The following is a 17,520-nucleotide window of genomic DNA, read 5'->3' as shown; positions in this document are numbered from 1 at the left end:
TACTATTGAAAATGAGGATATCTATGAACAATCTTAACAAAAAAACAAATGAAGAAATTTTAGAAGCATTCAAAATCGTTATACCGTACATTAAACATATAGTCAGAGAGGATCTTGTCATAGGCTTGACAGATTTAAATGAGTATATAGGTTATGAAAAAGGAAAAAATTTTGAAATTAATCTTCAAACTGGCAGAGCCATCACCAGTACCATTCAAAAATGTATCAGAGAAAGAAAAAATGTCTCGGAAGATGCAGCTGCCGATGTCTACGGTATTCCTATAAAGGCTATATTCACCCCCATCTATGGGGATAATAATGAAGTTATCGGAACCCTCAGCTCCGGAATCGATATGGAATCAAATAACCTTTTGATAAAATCCGTAGAAAATATATCAAATTCGATACAAACAGCTCATCAGGCAATCAATCAAGTTGCCAACAGTGCCGGTGAGCTTGCACAAACAGGTCAGGATTCTATAACTCAAGCTGTCGATCTAAAAGAAAGAAACAAGGAAACTACGAAAATAATCGATTTTATCAACAATATAGCTCAGCAAACCAATCTTTTAGGGTTGAATGCCGCTATAGAAGCAGCACGTGCTGGAGAACATGGCCGGGGATTTGCAGTAGTTGCAGAAGAGGTCCGTAAACTTGCCGACCAGTCTAAAAGTGCAACTGAACAAATACATGTTACTCTTGGAAAAATAAACAGTGCTGTAGATGAAATATTCAAATCCATTGAGACTGTTGGTGCTATAAGTCAAGAGCAAGCTGCCTCTACAGAAGAAATCAACGCCAATCTTTCCCATGTGAGTGATTCCGCTGACAAATTAAAAGGCTTTATGGCTAATTACAATTGATATAAAAAATAAAAAGCCGGCAGAAAAATCTGCCGGCAAAAAATCAAGGACAAAAAAGACATAAAAAAACGTCTATGACAATAGTTTAACTAAAATCATAGACGCCTTCAAACCGGCAGCAACCTAATCTCCCAGGGGGCTGCCCCCCAAGTACCTTCGGCCTGTGGATGCTTAACTACTGTGTTCGGAATGGGAACAGGTGGATCCATCCAGGTATCGCCACCAGATGCTTTAGTTCTTAGTGCTTCAGCACTTAGAAATAAAGTACGCAGAGTGAGTCTACGAACGCCATGTTTCCTCAAACGCTCTTTTCTGCACCTTAGTGCTCATATATAAAGTAAACCAGGAACTAATCTGCTGCTTTCCCTTTACCTATATACTTTCATGAGTGATCTTGCACACTCAAAACTTCACAGAAGAAATCAGGACCAAACATTTATAGATGAAATTAAGTTAAGCTCTCGGCTTATTAGTACCAGTCCGCTTCGTATGTCACCATACTTCTACTCCCGGCCTATCTACCTCGTCATCTTCAAGGTGCCTTCCAAGCCTTACGGCTCTGGGAAACCTCATCTTAAGGCAGGTTTCACGCTTAGATGCTTTCAGCGTTTATCCTTTCCGAACGTAGCTACCCAACTGTACCCCTGGCGGGATAATTGGTACACCATTGGTTCGTCCACTCCGGTCCTCTCGTACTAGGAGCAGCCCCCTTCAAGTTTCTTTCGCCCGCGATGGATATGGACCGAACTGTCTCACGACGTTCTGAACCCAGCTCACGTACCACTTTAATGGGCGAACAGCCCAACCCTTGGGACCTGCTTCAGCCCCAGGATGTGATGAGCCGACATCGAGGTGCCAAACCTCCCCGTCGATATGGACTCTTGGGAGAGATTAGCCTGTTATCCCCAGGGTAGCTTTTATCCGTTGAGCGATGGCCCTTCCACGCGGTACCACCGGATCACTAAGCCCTGCTTTCGCACCTGCTCGACTTGTTGGTCTCGCAGTCAAGCTCCCTTCTGCCTTTGCACTCTTTGCGCGATTTCTGGCCGCGCTGAGGGAACCTTTGGGCGCCTCCGTTACTCTTTCGGAGGCGACCGCCCCAGTCAAACTGCCCGCCTGGTACTGTCTTGAAGATCGTTACTCTTTCAGTTAGATGCCCGTTAAATAAAGGGTGGTATCCCAACAATGACTCCTCACTGACTTGCGCCAATGTATCTAAGTCTCCCACCTATCCTGTACGTTATTTACCGAATATCAATGCCAGGTTACAGTAAAGCTCCATGGGGTCTTTCTGTCCAGTCGCGGGTAACCTGCATCTTCACAGGTATTTCAATTTCACCGGGTCCCTCGTTGAGACAGTGCCCAAGTCGTTACACCTTTCGTGCGGGTCGGAACTTACCCGACAAGGAATTTCGCTACCTTAGGACCGTTATAGTTACGGCCGCCGTTTACCGGGGCTTCAATTCGGGGCTTCGGATTGCTCCTGACTCCTCTTCTTAACCTTCCGGCACCGGGCAGGTGTCAGCACCTATACGTCAGATTTCTCTTTCGCAGGCACCTGTGTTTGTGCTAAACAGTCGCTTGGGCCTCTCTTGTGCCACCGCCTTCAGCTCCACCCGTTCGGGTTTCACCGTCTGCGGCTATCCTTTTCCCGAAGTTACGGATATATTTTGCCGAGTTCCTTAACGAGGGTTGTCCCGCGCACCTTAGGATTCTCTCCGCGCCTACCTGTGTCGGTTTTGGTACGGGCACTTCTTCTCTCACTAGAAGCTTTTCTCGACAGCGTAGCTCGTTTGAATTCGGTTCCTCCGTAGATTCACCTATCTATCACTTCTCAGCCTTCTCACATGGCGGATTTGCCTGCCATGCAGCCTACCGGCTTCGACGCGCTCTTCCATTCGCGCGCTCAAACTGCTTTCTGTGTCACTCCTTCGTTCAATCGATCCGAAGTGGTACAGGAATTTTTGCCTGTTGTCCATCGCCTATGCTTTGTGCCTCGGCTTAGGTCCCGACTTACCCTGGGACGACGAGCGTTGCCCAGGAATCCTTAGGCTTTCGGTGGAACAGATTCTCACTGTTCTTTTCGTTACTCATACCGGCATTCTCTCTGCTGTACGCTCCAATGCTCCTTACGGTACATCTTCAGTCGCATACAGTATGCTCCCCTACCCAGTATATATTTCTATATCCTGCCACGGCTTCGGTTCTGTGCTTGAGCCCCGGTCATCTTCGGCGCAGAGCCTCTCGACCAGTGAGCTATTACGCACTCTTTTAATGGTGGCTGCTTCTGAGCCAACATCCTGGTTGTTTATGAAGTCCTACATCCTTTTCCACTTAGCACAGCATTTGGGACCTTAGCCGGTGATCTGGGCTGTTTCCCTTTCGACTACGGGTCTTATCACTCGCAGTCTGACTCCCAAGTATTTTATTACAGCCATTCGTAGTTTGACTAGGGTCGGTAGGCTTTACGCCCCCTTGCCTGATCAGTGCTCTACCGTCTGTAATCTTCCCTTGAGGCTAGCCCTAAAGCTATTTCGGGGAGTACCAGCTATCTCCGCGTTCGATTGGCATTTCACCCCTATGCACACCTCATCCCAAAGTTTTTCAACACTCACGGGTTCGGTCCTCCACGCATTTTTACCTGCGCTTCAACCTGGACATGCATAGATCACTGCGGTTTCGGGTCTACACCATATTACTTAACGCCCTATTAAGACTCGCTTTCGCTTCGGCTCCGTGTCTTCCACTTAACCTCGCAATATAATGTAACTCGCCGGTTCATTCTTCAATAGGCACGCCGTCGCTCTCTTACGGAGCTTCGACTGCTTGTAGACATACGGTTTCAGGTTCTATTTCACTCCCCTTCCGGGGTTCTTTTCACCTTTCCCTCACGGTACTATGCGCTATCGGTCGCCAGTTAGTGTTTTGCCTTGGAGGGTGGTCCCCCCAGCTTCTCGCAAGGTTTCTCGTGCCCCGCGATACTCTGGATCCCGGCCCTTAAGTTCCGCTTTTCGCCTACGGGGGTTTTACCTCCTATGCCTGACCTTTCCAAGTCATTCGGCTAAACGTTCCTTAATTTCTGCCGGTCCTCAACCCCGTATCACCGAAGTGTTACGGTTTGGGCATCTGCCCATTTCGCTCGCCGCTACTTTGGGTATCTCGTTTGATTTCTCTTCCTCCGGGTACTTAGATGTTTCAGTTCCCCGGGTTTACCTTCCTTTCGGATGTCAGAACTTCTTCTGACGGGTTGCCCCATTCGGATATGTACGGATCACTAGATGCTTGCTCTTCCCCGTACCTTTTCGCAGCTTACCGCGTCCTTCGTCGGCTCCTGGCGCCAAGGCATCCACCGTATGCCCTTATTCGCTTAACTTCGTCAAACCTGCCGTTAATACCATCCTGCTTCGTCAGTGCTTTGCTTTACTCATCAGCATATATAATACGCTTTTTTCATTCAGCTTTGCCCTTCCTTGCATTATGATGTTTCTTGCAGCTTTGCCGTTACATTCTAAGATTACTCTTAAAATGTCACCTTTTAGCTTAAGTTCATATGTTTCGTCTTAGCTTTTGTTTTTAGTTTCCTAATTGTGCTTGGTCCAACTATTCCCCGCCATTCTCTAGAAAATGTTTTTTCACAAGTTTGGCATTGGTGATAATTGTTCTTTGCTTTCTTCTGTGTAGTTTTCAATGTGCAATCTAAATTTTACATAAGCATCATCACAATGCTTACAATAAACTTTATTATAGAGGGAGAAACCCTCAAAACTAAACAATACATAAACTTTTCATACACGTTTTCCGGATGTACTCGACAGATTTTATAAAAAATCCTTAGAAAGGAGGTGATCCAGCCGCACCTTCCGATACGGCTACCTTGTTACGACTTCACCCCAATCATCGCCCCCACCTTAGACGGTCGGTTCCATAAGGCCCTTAGCCGGCTTCGGGTGTGAATGACTTTCGTGGTGTGACGGGCGGTGTGTACAAGGCCCGGGAACGTATTCACCGCAGTATGCTGACCTGCGATTACTAGCGATTCCGACTTCATGCAGGCGAGTTGCAGCCTGCAATCCGAACTGGGGGATATTTTTTGGGTTCCGCTCCGGATCGCTCCTTTGCTTCCCTCTGTGTATCCCATTGTAGTACGTGTGTAGCCCAGGACGTAAGGGGCATGATGACTTGACGTCATCCCCGCCTTCCTCCGCGTTGTCCGCGGCAGTCTCATTTGAGTTCCCACCGTTACGTGCTGGCAACAAATGATAGGGGTTGCGCTCGTTGCGGGACTTAACCCAACATCTCACGACACGAGCTGACGACAGCCATGCACCACCTGTTTTCTTGTCCTCCGAAGAGGAAGCATCCATCTCTGAATGCGTCAATCAATGTCAAGCCCTGGTAAGGTTCTTCGCGTTGCGTCGAATTAAACCACATACTCCACCGCTTGTGCGGGCCCCCGTCAATTCCTTTGAGTTTCAGCCTTGCGGCCGTACTCCCCAGGCGGGATACTTATTGCGTTAACTCCGGCACAGGGGGGGTCGATACCCCCTACACCTAGTATCCATCGTTTACGGCCAGGACTACCGGGGTATCTAATCCCGTTCGCTACCCTGGCTTTCGAGCCTCAGCGTCAGTTACAGTCCAGAAAGCCGCCTTCGCCACTGGTGTTCTTCCCAATATCTACGCATTTCACCGCTACACTGGGAATTCCGCTTTCCTCTCCTGCACTCAAGACATTCAGTTCGGACCCCATCACGGGGTTGAGCCCCGCACTTTTAAGATCCGCTTAAATGTCCGCCTGCGCTCCCTTTACGCCCAATGATTCCGGACAACGCTTGCCGCCTACGTATTACCGCGGCTGCTGGCACGTAGTTAGCCGTGGCTTTCTAACAGGGTACCGTCATTCATTAGTGGTATTAGCACTAATGCCATTCGTCCCCTGCAACAGAACTTTACGATCCGAAGACCTTCCTCGTTCACGCGGCGTTGCTCCGTCAGGCTTTCGCCCATTGCGGAAGATTCCCCACTGCTGCCTCCCGTAGGAGTCTGGGCCGTGTCTCAGTCCCAATGTGGCCGTCCATCCTCTCAGACCGGCTACTGATCGTTGCCTTGGTGCGCCATTACCGTCACCAACTAGCTAATCAGACGCAGGCCCATCTCCAAGTAACAGCTAAAAGCCGCCTTTGGTAAAAGTACCATGCAGTACTCTTACAACATTCGGTATTAGCACCCCTTTCGGGATGTTGTCCCCATCTTGAAGGTAGGTTGCCTACGCGTTACTCACCCGTTTGCCACTAGACTTTTACCGAAATAAAAGTCCCGTTCGACTTGCATGTGTTAAGCACGCCGCCAGCGTTCGTCCTGAGCCAGGATCAAACTCTCCATTAATTTATTGGAGAGCCAATTTGGCTCTTTCATTTTGTTTTAAAAGAAATTGTTTCAGGTTTATATTTAAACCGCACATCCGGTATGTTTGAAAACATTATGATGTATTGTTTAGTTTTCAAGGTGCCTGCCTCAACGAGTCAGCTTGTATATATTATCACAGGCGTTTTCGTTTGTCAAGAACTTTTTTTCAAATCTTATTGATTTGTTTCCGAGTCCCTGCCGCTCTCTTGAGCGCAGAAATTATTATATCTAATCTCACATTCTTTGTCAATCCTTTTTCTGATCTTTTTTTCAGATTTTTCCTTTTTGCTCTTTTTCCCTCTCCCTTTTCCCTGCTTCTCTTCTTTTCTGTTGTGCCTGTCCGCCCTTATGTTGCAGGCTTTTCCATGATTTCCAGGCAGCAAGTCTCTTCCTGTTTCGTTCAATAAAAAAAGAGAGATGCCGGTTCCTTTTTTCCCCGTTTTCTCTCTTTTTTACTGCTCTATTTTGTTATCTGTATCTAATTAAGCTATAATAATTATGTAAAATTATTAATAATAACCAACTATTTTTCAGGAAGGATCTCAAAAAAATGAAAAAAACAAATGCCGCCCGTATATTAGATCGTTTACATATAGCTTATGAAATCAAAGCATATAAAGTCGATCCTGATGATTTAAGTGCAGTCAATGTTGCAGCCAAGGTAAATATGGATATAAAGACAATTTTTAAAACACTTGTGGCCCGCGGCGACAAAACAGGGATTCTCATGGCTTGCATTCCCGGCGATGATGAACTAGATTTAAAGAAGCTGGCAGCAATAAGCGGCAATAAACGTGTCGAAATGGTTCATATGAAAGAAATTCAGGGACTTACAGGCTACATAAGAGGCGGCTGTTCGCCGTTAGGTGCTAAAAAGGAGTATCCCGTATATTTAAATGACACCGCTCTTTCTCTGCCACGGATAGCCATCAGTGCAGGTATGCGCGGTGAACAGCTGCTGCTTGCGCCTGCCGATCTTATCATCGCAGCACACGCACAAACTGCTGACCTGCTGAAATAGTCCGGATCTATTGCTATTATTTCATTCAGAAAAGAGGTTTCCATATATATTGAAAAATTTTATCGCAAGGAATGTAAAAATATACCTTTCAATGCAGTACCGTCTGAATCGCAGGCGTTTCATTTTTGCTCATGTCTATTTATTTGCCTGCTGCCTCATTCTTGCCGCCTTAACATTACCTTTTACCATCCCAGTGTTTGCGACTTCACTGCTCCATGCAGAAAGTACTGTTATGAATTCAGCTTCTGACATTCTGACCGCCATACCCCCTGTTTACAATCTATATTCTCCAGATATTGCTTATATCATCACAGACTATTTAAGCAGCCTGATCTCATGGAGTATTCTTTTTTTAGCGGCTTCTATGTGTATGAGCATCAGCAGACTTTATGATCTCGGAAAAGATCATCGTTTTTTATTTTTTTATATGCTTCCCCTTATCAATGTTATTTTCTTTCTTTATTTATGTTGGCAAAAAGGAGATACGGATGCTAATAAGTATGGGCCTTCTTCTGACAGTCTCAGTGACAGTGTTCTTCTCTCCATGCCCGGCTATCATTTGCGCGAACCGGTAAATACATCTTATCCGGCCACTCTTTTCGAGCAGTCTTTTTCCTGGGAAGGGAGACTTAATCGACTGCGTTACCTGTTGCGCGGCATCGGTTTACTCAGTATAAGCATATTAACATGTGCAGCGTTGTCTATTGTCTTTGTCCTTTTTGCCGGTATTGGCATATTATTGCAGTCAGCTGTCAATTTTTCCAATGTAATTGCAGGTTCTTTCTTCATTATCTTCATTTTGTTTGCAGCTTCTGTTTTTCTGTTTATAGGGATAATATTTACATTGATATTCTTATTTTGGAAAATACGCCGATGGCATGATTTGGGGCACAACGGTTTCTTTCTTCTTCTCACGGAAGCACCCTATTATTTAATTACATCTACTCTGCCTGCGTTCAGCAATAGTAATTTCCCGACAGGCAGCATTATCAGCTTTTTGCTGACCGGTATCATGTTTCTTTGGATAATCTGTATAAATTTATATCTTCTGTTTATAAAAGGCGACAGCGGGGAGAATAAATATGGTGAAGATTTATTGCTTTCCAACAGACCCGATACATTAGAATGATCCGTTCTCATTTTAAAATATTTCAACACTGATCACATTGCTGAGTGCCGATAATTTAGCACTTAACTCGCTGCGTGTAATATCTTTTCCCTCATGAACAACAAATTCCAGCCTAAGTACATTGTTAGGCATTCCGAGGATCTGCATTCCCCTTATAGTCAGCTGATCTGCTTTCAGGCATTTGTAGATCAGCAGCACCTGTCCTGCCGCATCCTCTGTAACCATAACAATGGTAAAATTACCATATTTCATCCAATTATCCATGTGTGACAGCGTAGTCAATACAGCAAAAACTATTGCGGCCGTCAAAAACGCGCCCGTATAATAGCCCGCTCCAATAGCCAACCCTACACCGGAAACCACCCATATACAGGCAGCTGTTGTCAGTCCTATGATATTTACGCCTTCTTTTATTATTGCTCCGGCTCCTAAAAAACCGATTCCGCTCACAACTTGCGCTGCAAGCCTGGCGGGGTCGGCATTTGTTTTCCCCTCAACATCCGCATATATCATTTGTGATAAAAGCATTATCAGACAGGATCCCACACAGACAAGAACATTGGTTCTCAGTCCCGCTGATTTATGTTTATACTGCCGCTCGTAGCCGATGATACCTCCCAGTATTGCTGACAATACAAGCCGTATGCACGCCTCCCATTCAGTAGGCACAATAACATCTCCCCGCTCATACTTTTGCTTTATTCCTGTGCACGTATATAAAAGTTATCAACAATCATGCACAATATGTGGATAAAATTGTGGATAACTAATAAGGCATCCCTGCAACCCGCTTTGTTAATGTTTTCTAACAAGTTTACAAAGTAATAATAGTATTTTCTTTTCGTAATTACAAATTAAACATTTCCTGCAAAAGCATTATATTAAGTGCTGTGACTATGATCCCTATTATCCACAACATCACTTTTTGTTTCACACTGTTTGCGTATTTACCCATTATTTTTTTGGACGATGTAAGATATATCTGCAAAAATATCGTAAAGGGCAGCTGCATGCTCAACACCATTTGAGAATATATCAATCCATCAAACGGCTGACTGATAAAAAATATTATCAATACCGCCAAACCATATGTAAGTAAAACACCATGCCACGAATGTTTATCTTTTATATCATAAGATTCTCTAAACAAGCCTGCATAAATGCTTCCGCCGGCCATACCCGCAGTTACCGTGGAAGATAACCCGGCAAACAGCAGCGCTGCCGCAAATAAAATAGCTGCATTTCCTCCCAATAGAGGTTTCAGCATATTCACTGCCTGTGTCAAATCATCTATCACGATGTTCTGCGCGAAAAAGGTACTGGCAGCTATCAATATCATTGCGCTGTTGATAGCCCATCCTATTCCCATGGAAAAAAGTGTATCTATAAACTCATATTTCAATTGACGTTCAATAACTTTTTCATCTTCCAAATTCCATTGTCTGCTCTGAATGATTTCCGAATGCAAGAAAAGATTGTGCGGCATCACTACCGCTCCCAGAACACTCATTATAACTACAAGAGAGCCATGCGGTATAGAAGGATATACCCATCCGACTGCCGCTTTTGACCATTCCACGGGTACCAAATATAATTCGGCTATAAAAGATAACCCAATAAGAGACACAAAACCTATGATTATTTTTTCCATTTTATGATAGGAATTTGATTTCAATAAAATGACACAAAACACTGCCATAAAAACAGCTCCGTACATAAGCGGTACGCTAAAAAGCAGCTGCAATGCAATAGCACCGCCGAGAATTTCTGCCAACGCGGTTGATATAGCTGCTCCCATTGCAGATATAAGCAAAAATGCAGATACTGCCCTCGGCAAATTATAACTGGCTGCCTCAGATATACAAAGTCCGCTTGCGATACCCAAATGAGCAGCATTATGCTGCAATATTATAAGCATAATAGTAGAAAGTGTCACCATCCACAGCAGATCATATCCATATTCTGACCCTGCCGCCAGATTTGATGCCCAATTTCCTGGATCTATAAAACCAACCGTTATTAATATTCCCGGACCTATATAGCGCAAAAAATCTCTTGCACTCTTTCTGGTTATCTCAGTTTCAAAATATCTTCCTATTTTCACTTATGTCCCTCCCGTATTCGTTACTTGCCGATATACTGCATATAATTTTTCATTAAGTATAGCAAATTAATTGTGAAATTAAAAATATTATTATAAAATGTAATTTGTTATCCACATATAGTATGGCACATTCAAATTGAAAAGTATGCTCAGATAACGGCTGCATTTTATTTATTCAAACAGGAGCAATTTATGGAATACAAAACATATCTCTTTGATTTTGATTATACCCTGGCAAATTCGGAAAAAGGCATCGTAATGTGCTTTGAAAAGCTTTTGACCCAAAATGGCTGCCCATCGAGAACAAAAGATGAGATCAAACACACTATAGGTCTTCCGATGCCAGAAGCAATAAGCATTTTGACAGGTGAAACAGCTCAGGATATTCTTGTCCGCCTGCAAAAGCAATACAGTGTTTTTGCCGATACATGCATGACAGAAAATACTCATTTGTACGAAACAACAGTTCCTATATTAAAAAAACTGAAAAATCTGGACTGCAACATCGGCATTGTCTCCAATAAAACACGCCGGCGTATCCTGCAGACTCTCAATAAGGAAAATATCGCGCATCTTGTTGATACCATAATAGGTACAGAAAATGCTGTTAGACCGAAACCGGCACCGGACCCCGTTTGGCAGGCTCTAGACATACTTCGTGCTGATAAATCCTGTTCAATTTACATAGGTGACAGTATAACAGATGCTCAGACCGCCGAAGCTGCCGGTATATCCTTTGCCGCGGTATTGACTGGGGCAACTCCGTATGACGATTTTACTGAATATCCGCACATAAAAATTATGCAGTCCCTTAGTCAAATCCTTTGACAGTTTATACAAAACCGCAATATTATACTTGACATCAAAATAAAACACTGTAAAATATATCTATGCTAAACGGCACCTGTGCCAATATCTGTCATATTTATCAGTACAGGCTTGCGTATAACAGCTTGAGTCCAGCAAAATCCATATAACGTTCAAAAACTATGGATATATTTAAAAGAGGTGAATGTTTTGCAAGAAAGGGATTTGATTATTTCAGAAATAATGATGCCTAACCAAGCCAACGTTGAGGGGAATATCCACGGTGGTGAAATAATGAAGATTATGGACTCATGCGCCTATGCCGTAACCCGGCGCTATGCACGAACAAACGTTGTTACAGCACGGGTAGACGAGTTGCAGTTTCATCAGCCCATAAAAGTAGGCGATCTTGTCATCTGCTCCGCTAAAATAGTATTTGCGGGCAGAAGTTCGATGGAAGTTCATGTAAAGGTTTTGGTCGAGGATCTGCGTTCACATACTCCGCCTATTCCTGCATTATCAGCATTTTTTACGATGGTTGCTCTGGATCGAAATTCCAAACCGGCTCAGATTTTTCCTTTAGAAATAAATACACCTGAGGAAAAGGCTGCATTTGAGGCTGGCAAAGCCCGTTACGACTCATATAAAGCCAAGCGGCGCTGCGAAAAAAAGGAAACTAAAGCCTGACCATATAAAGCAAGAAAGTGTACCGCTCAATGAGCAGGTGCACTTTTTTATTTTATATAATATATAAACACTAATATTGCGTCTCTATTGCTTTAATAAGCAGCTATTTTGATAAACCTGTGGCAAATATTATCTCATCAGACACATTTATTTTATTCTGATACATCTGGGCTTTTACATTGAACACCTTGGCCAGTGCCGGCACTGACAGAACTTTATCAGGCTGTCCCTCAGAAAAAATTTTATGGTCCTTGATAAGCACGGCGTTATCCGCATAAGACCGGGCATGATTTATATCGTGCAGCACCATTACAACCGTCATATTCCGATGTTTGTTCAGCAGCCTTATAAGCTGCATTATTTCGAGCTGATGAGCTATATCCAGATATGTCGTCGGTTCATCCAGCAGCAGTATTTCCGGCTGCTGACACAAAGCCATCGCGATCCATGCCCGCTGACGCTCACCACCTGACAACGCGTTCAGTTGTCTGTCTGCCATAGACTGAATACCTGTTTCCTGCATAGCCCAGTCTATTATTTTTTGATCGTCCTTTTCATTTTTTTTAAAAATCCCCCTATAAGGAAAACGTCCATATGCCACCAGCTGATATACACTAAGATCGGCCGGTATACTGACAGTCTGCGGCAAAACAGCCATACGACGGGCAATATTTTCTGCCGAAAGTTCCCGCAGCGCCTTTCCATCCAAAAAAACTTTTCCCTCATAGTTTCTATGAAATCCTGCCATTATACGCAGCAATGTTGATTTACCGCATCCATTCGGTCCCAAAACAGCTGTTATTTTTCCTTCCGGAAAATTAAGACTAATATTTTCCAGGACCATTTTATTTTGAAAAGAAACGCATATATTTTCCGTTCTTAGCGCAGACATCACAATTCCCTCCTCAGCAAAAAGAGAAAAAACGGAACTCCCAATATCGCCATAAAAATACCGGCCGGCAGCTCTATCGGCGCAAACGCACATCTGGCTACAGTATCGCTGAGCGTTACCACGGACCCGCCCAGCAAGACAGACGCCGGCAGCAAAAATCTATAATCACTGCCTATTATCAGCCTCGCCGTGTGCGGAACAATGAGTCCGACAAATCCCAGCAAGCCCGCTACCGAAACAGCACTTGCCGCAAGCAGTGCTGCTGCTGCGGTGAGGATGATCCGTGTCCGTTCAACATTCATGCCCAGCCCTCTGGCTATTTCATCCCCCAGCAAAAGAATATTTAAATGCCTTGTAAACAGTAATACAAATAAAACTCCGGCAACAGTATATGGTAAGATCAGTTCCACATGGCTCCATGACCGTGCGGCAAAGCCCCCTACCATCCACATCAGGGCACCATGGACTTTATCACTGTACAATATAAGCAAAGCTGATATTCCCGCACCTATAAACGAAGAAACAGCTACTCCGGCCAAAATTATCCGCAATGGTCTTATGCCATTTTTCCATGCCAATATGTAAATGCATAATGCGGCAAGCAGCGCTCCGATAAAGGCTGCCGGCGTTATCAAAAAGCTGAACTGCGGCACTACTATCATTATGAATATCCCCGCTATGCCTGCGCCAGAAGAAATTCCTATAATATGCGGGTCCGCCAGAGGATTTTTCATAACTGCCTGCAATACCGCTCCCGCTGTTGCAAGATTCATTCCTACAAAAACGGTAAGAAGTGTCCGCGGCAGACGTATGTTCATTATAATCTGGCTGTTTGCTCCCTTCCCGCCGTTTAATGCATCCTGTATTTCCTGCAGTGTTATATATACGGCCCCCTGCGATAAAGCCACACCTGCACTCACAACAAGTAAAACTATCAATCCTGCCAGAATAAGCATTTTGCGTTTTGAAATGCTCCTCTCGATACCCTGTCCGTGTATGTACTTCATAATATGCACCTTATATATGTAAAAATTGCGCCTGCCAGCAACGGCAGACGCTTTGTCTATAACTTATTTATTTTCCTTCCGCCGTCTGCTGCGGATACAATTCTTTAGCCATCGTTTCCACCGCCTGAGGATAATGCATACCCGGATTTAAAAGAAATAACTTTTGCGGCAGATAATATACATGATTTTCCCGTACTGCCCTCAAAGTCTGCCACGCTGAATTATTTTCCACATTATCCTGCATAGCCTTTTTTATAGTCTGCATATCTCCCATGCTTGTCACAAAAACTGCATCCGGATCTGCCTTCACCAAAACTTCCAGACTATACGGAGCCGCGTCCGGATTGTCGTCAAGCGGTTTCGCATCCGCTGCCACATTGACAAATCCCAGCATTTTGGCTACTGAGCCCGCTATCGACCCGTCAAGCTGAACGGTGACATCCTGTGCCGTGGTATGCAGAATAGCTACACGCTTTGTTTCTTTCGGCATCTGTCCTTTTACATCCTCTATTTTTTTATCCATTTTTTCGACAAGTTTCTTGCCCTTATCTTCCTCTCCCGTTATCCGCGAGAAAATATCCAGGCTGCGTTTCACCTGATCATAACTTTTCATATCCAGTACTATAACAGGTATATTGTTGCTTTCCAGATTAGCTACAAATTTATCATTCATGCCCTTCATGGCTATTACCAGATCCGGCTGCAGGCTGACTACTTTTTCTATATTTATATTATATACAGCGCCAACCTTTTCTATATCTTTATAATACTCCGGGATACCCATTTGGGAAGAAGGACAGCCAATGACCGTCGCGTCCACCTCGTGCAGCGGTTCAAGGAAAGACGTGGACAGTGCTACAATCCGTTCAGGTTTTTTATCAAGTGCGACTGTCCTTCCAGCATCGTCCTGTATGGTCAAATATGCTTCTGTTTTTGTTTTTTCAACGGTATTGCCGCATCCGGCAAGAAATATCGCTGCACTTATGAATACCAGAAAACAGAAACCGGTCTTTTTATTCATACGTAATCACATCTCCCTGATTTGTCGAGATAATAGCAACTTTTATTTACTGCGTCGTGCTAAAATAGTCGACAGATAATTTGGGACCTGCTTTACTTGTGCTATATCATATATACATTCTTCGTCAGGCAGCCCGCAGCGGCTTACCATAACGGCGTTATCAGCTAATTTTTTCTTTTTGAGCTCTGTTACTATTTCATCAAAATTTTTATAGACCTTCATGACAACTACATTATCTGACACGGCCAGCACCTTTTTTATCTTTTCGGCATCAGCGGTTGCCGGTATCACACTTATAATATCATTGCCTTCAACAAGAGGATATTCCAACCGGCCTGCTATCGCACAAAAAGCCGGTACCCCCGGAATCGTTTTTATTGGCACTGCCTCATTTTTCAGCAGGCGATGAACATAAATATATGTGCTGTAAAACATCGGATCACCCAATGTCAAAAAAGCTACATTTTTGCCCTGATTGAGCAGATTCAATATTTCTTCTTTATTCTTCTGCCAGCTCTGAGGAGATTGTTCAAAATGTGTCACCATAGGGAATACCTGATAAACGATTTCGACGGCCGGTTTCAGATAGGGACTGGCTATTGATAAGGCAACACTACCATCTTTTTTTTCTGTTTTGGGAGCTATTATCACATCAACTTTTTCCAATGTTTTTATTGCTTTCATCGTAAGCAGCTCCGGATCGCCCGGGCCGACACCTATCCCATAAAAAATACCTGTCATCAATATTCTCCTCAAAAATATAATATACTTAACATACAGTCTAAAATTATACAGAAAAGTTTCTCTAAAAGCAAAAATTTTTTAATCTGTCAGATGGCTGCTGAAATTCCGTGTAGAAAACAATTGCAGTGGATCCCCATAAATGAAATACTCTTTTGCGAAACAGATGACCTTATTCCAAACCGAAAATATTTTGGAATAAGGTCCTATTAAAACTTTCTTTATTTATCCTGCGGACTTACTTTGTTTCCAAGGCGCTCCATGCTTCATTTGCACGTTCCACAAAAATATTGCGCACCGCTGCATTTTCACCAAGTCCATGGATATATGTTTCCACCTTAAATCCTTCTTTTTCCAAAATTGATTTATGTGATTCAGGTTCAGCTCCTGCCATATCGTTATTGGCATGATCACCCGCTACCATCATCATAGGCATAAGTGTTATCTTTTTAATACCTTTTGCCTTTAATTCAGGGATTATAGTTTCCAGATTCGGCCATCCTTCTACTGTATACAGATATGTGTTTTTCAATTTCAGCGAATCTATTCTGTCCTGAATGACAGCATAATAAGCATTACTAGGGTCAGGCGTTCCATGTGCCATAACCAACACGGCTTCGTCTTTTGCTACTTTTGGAAACTGTGTGGAAAATGCTTTCAAAAATTCTATTACATCGTCACGCTGATTTTCCTGTCCCATCCAATACATAGCGGAAGTTCCCAATGTCATCTTTTTAAAATCCTTCTTGTATATATCATATACTGCAGAATCATATGCATACTCCATTCCAGGAATAACGTCCAAAGATGCTATTGCTACGCGCGTGTACCCCTGTGCCTTCAGATCTTTGAGCGCATCTTCCGGCGTAGGAATCGTTATGCCTTCCTTGGCTTTGATTCTGTCAATAATAATATGTGACGTAAAAGACAGCACAACCTTAGCATCAGGATGAGCCGCCTGAATTTCCTGCACAGTTTTTTCGATCGTTTTTTCTCGGGAGTCCTTGAACGTAGTCCCAAAGCTCATGACAAGTATCGCATCTTTATTTTCTTCGTTTGCCATCTGAGGATTATTATAAGTGCGCACACCGATTTCAGCCGCTTGTTTTAAAGCGGGAGTAGCATCTGTGACTTCCGGGTTCAGCTTATAGCTGGCATAGGAAGTAGCCATAAATCCACTTAAAGCAACACACGCCATAGAAGCGACCAACATTTTTTTCCAATTCGATTTCATTTTGACAACACTCTCCTAAAGTTTTTCTTCATTACCATATTCTCAGTGTCAATCACTTTCCCGGCAAATGTGTGTCGCAGGAAATATCATCAAAATAAAAAACCCTTCATGTAAAATGCAATGAAGGGTATAATCCGACGAAATCTCAAAAAATTTGTCTGAAAATACCACCTAACCCATCGCTCGCAGGTACCACACAAATAAAACCATATAGGCAGCTTATCCTCAAAACAAACAATAAGTCTGCCTTATGAAGTAAAGCTTTATCGTGTAACGGTGATCGACAAACAGGCAGTTCTCCTGGCTCTGAGTCATAGCTCTCCTGCGCCTTCCCATGCAGCTAAACTGTCACAGTGACATTTTGCAGAATTACTCGTCATTACAGTGGCGGGACCGCGTTGGCTTTATACCAACTTCTCCTTTAAGTCCTTACGGACACCTGTTTCACTGATATTAAATTTTTGTCGTTATTTATGATACAATTAATTTCTTCTATTGTCAATGAGGGAATCGTCATTATTTACAAAATAACTGATAAGTACAGAACATACGCTGAAATCAATCTGCTTTTCTCATGCCTGCAGCAAAGGAACCGATAAAACATGATT

Annotated in this window: 13 protein-coding genes, 3 rRNA genes and 1 riboswitch; of the genes, 5 read left to right on the top strand and 11 right to left on the bottom strand. The window is 43.5% G+C overall.

Annotated elements, in window-relative coordinates; genetic code table 11:
• Positions 1-11: 11 nt before the first annotated feature.
• Complete coding sequence (locus tag NXG61_RS04705; RefSeq protein WP_370871703.1) at positions 12-863, top strand: methyl-accepting chemotaxis protein; 852 nt, start codon at positions 12-14, stop codon at positions 861-863.
• A 110-nt stretch (positions 864-973) separates the two neighbouring features.
• Here the strand turns inward: NXG61_RS04705 and rrf are convergent.
• From rrf to NXG61_RS04685, 4 genes are all read right to left on the bottom strand, one after another.
• Positions 974-1,090: ribosomal RNA gene (gene rrf / locus NXG61_RS04700) — 5S ribosomal RNA — on the bottom strand.
• A gap of 222 nt (positions 1,091-1,312) precedes the next feature.
• Positions 1,313-4,236: ribosomal RNA gene (locus tag NXG61_RS04695) — 23S ribosomal RNA — on the bottom strand.
• 462 nt (positions 4,237-4,698) lie between these two features.
• A 16S ribosomal RNA gene (locus tag NXG61_RS04690) occupies positions 4,699-6,248 on the bottom strand.
• The 16S, 23S and 5S rRNA genes sit together here, the layout of an rRNA operon.
• Before the next feature lie 194 nt (positions 6,249-6,442).
• A complete protein-coding gene (locus tag NXG61_RS04685) occupies positions 6,443-6,673 on the bottom strand; it encodes a hypothetical protein (RefSeq protein ID WP_432748975.1) in 231 nt (76 codons plus the stop codon).
• A gap of 146 nt (positions 6,674-6,819) precedes the next feature.
• Here NXG61_RS04685 and ybaK point away from each other — a divergent pair, with 146 nt between their 5' ends.
• Positions 6,820-7,290, top strand: coding sequence for a Cys-tRNA(Pro) deacylase (gene ybaK, locus NXG61_RS04680; protein WP_196603971.1), 471 nt, complete (start codon positions 6,820-6,822; stop codon positions 7,288-7,290).
• A 91-nt stretch (positions 7,291-7,381) separates the two neighbouring features.
• Positions 7,382-8,419: a DUF805 domain-containing protein gene (locus tag NXG61_RS04675; protein ID WP_432748995.1), complete on the top strand. Its 1,038-nt coding sequence runs from the start codon at positions 7,382-7,384 to the stop codon at positions 8,417-8,419.
• A gap of 12 nt (positions 8,420-8,431) precedes the next feature.
• Here NXG61_RS04675 and NXG61_RS04670 read toward each other — a convergent pair whose 3' ends face one another.
• Both NXG61_RS04670 and NXG61_RS04665 read right to left on the bottom strand, forming a co-directional pair.
• Positions 8,432-9,088 carry an MgtC/SapB family protein gene (locus tag NXG61_RS04670; RefSeq protein WP_196603973.1) on the bottom strand — a complete coding sequence of 219 codons (657 nt, stop codon included), beginning with the start codon at positions 9,086-9,088 and terminating at the stop codon, positions 8,432-8,434.
• A 178-nt stretch (positions 9,089-9,266) separates the two neighbouring features.
• A complete protein-coding gene (locus NXG61_RS04665) occupies positions 9,267-10,517 on the bottom strand; it encodes an Nramp family divalent metal transporter (protein WP_370871659.1) in 1,251 nt (416 codons plus the stop codon).
• A 198-nt stretch (positions 10,518-10,715) separates the two neighbouring features.
• On the opposite strand from NXG61_RS04665, the gene NXG61_RS04660 reads away from it, so the two are divergent.
• Entirely contained in the window at positions 10,716-11,351 is a 636-nt protein-coding gene (locus NXG61_RS04660; RefSeq protein ID WP_196603974.1) for an HAD family hydrolase, read from the top strand.
• A 189-nt stretch (positions 11,352-11,540) separates the two neighbouring features.
• Positions 11,541-12,017, top strand: a complete 477-nt coding sequence (locus tag NXG61_RS04655; RefSeq protein WP_231038511.1) for an acyl-CoA thioesterase — start codon at positions 11,541-11,543, stop codon at positions 12,015-12,017.
• A 103-nt stretch (positions 12,018-12,120) separates the two neighbouring features.
• Here the strand turns inward: NXG61_RS04655 and NXG61_RS04650 are convergent, their stop codons facing one another.
• The 5 genes from NXG61_RS04650 to NXG61_RS04630 all read right to left on the bottom strand — a co-directional run bounded on the left by NXG61_RS04650 (position 12,121) and on the right by NXG61_RS04630 (position 16,912).
• Positions 12,121-12,909: an ABC transporter ATP-binding protein gene (locus NXG61_RS04650; protein WP_307223996.1), complete on the bottom strand. Its 789-nt coding sequence runs from the start codon at positions 12,907-12,909 to the stop codon at positions 12,121-12,123.
• A complete protein-coding gene (locus NXG61_RS04645; RefSeq protein WP_231038544.1) occupies positions 12,909-13,865 on the bottom strand; it encodes a FecCD family ABC transporter permease in 957 nt (318 codons plus the stop codon). The genes NXG61_RS04650 and NXG61_RS04645 overlap by 1 nt, the downstream gene beginning before the upstream one ends.
• Before the next feature lie 118 nt (positions 13,866-13,983).
• Positions 13,984-14,937, bottom strand: a complete 954-nt coding sequence (locus NXG61_RS04640; protein ID WP_307223997.1) for an ABC transporter substrate-binding protein — start codon at positions 14,935-14,937, stop codon at positions 13,984-13,986.
• A 42-nt stretch (positions 14,938-14,979) separates the two neighbouring features.
• Positions 14,980-15,678, bottom strand: a complete 699-nt coding sequence (gene cobI / locus NXG61_RS04635) for a precorrin-2 C(20)-methyltransferase (RefSeq protein WP_196603978.1) — start codon at positions 15,676-15,678, stop codon at positions 14,980-14,982.
• 238 nt (positions 15,679-15,916) lie between these two features.
• The gene (locus tag NXG61_RS04630) at positions 15,917-16,912 is read right to left on the bottom strand and encodes a sirohydrochlorin cobaltochelatase (protein ID WP_196603979.1); all 996 of its coding nucleotides are present in this window, start codon (positions 16,910-16,912) and stop codon (positions 15,917-15,919) included.
• A gap of 273 nt (positions 16,913-17,185) precedes the next feature.
• A riboswitch (cobalamin riboswitch) is annotated at positions 17,186-17,370 on the bottom strand.
• Between the last annotated feature and the right edge of the window lie 150 nt (positions 17,371-17,520).

The organism is Pectinatus haikarae, from assembly GCF_050916305.1.
In the GTDB taxonomy this organism is placed as follows: Bacteria; Bacillota; Negativicutes; order Selenomonadales; family Selenomonadaceae; genus Pectinatus; species Pectinatus haikarae.
This window is presented reverse-complemented; position numbering and strand designations above follow the sequence as displayed.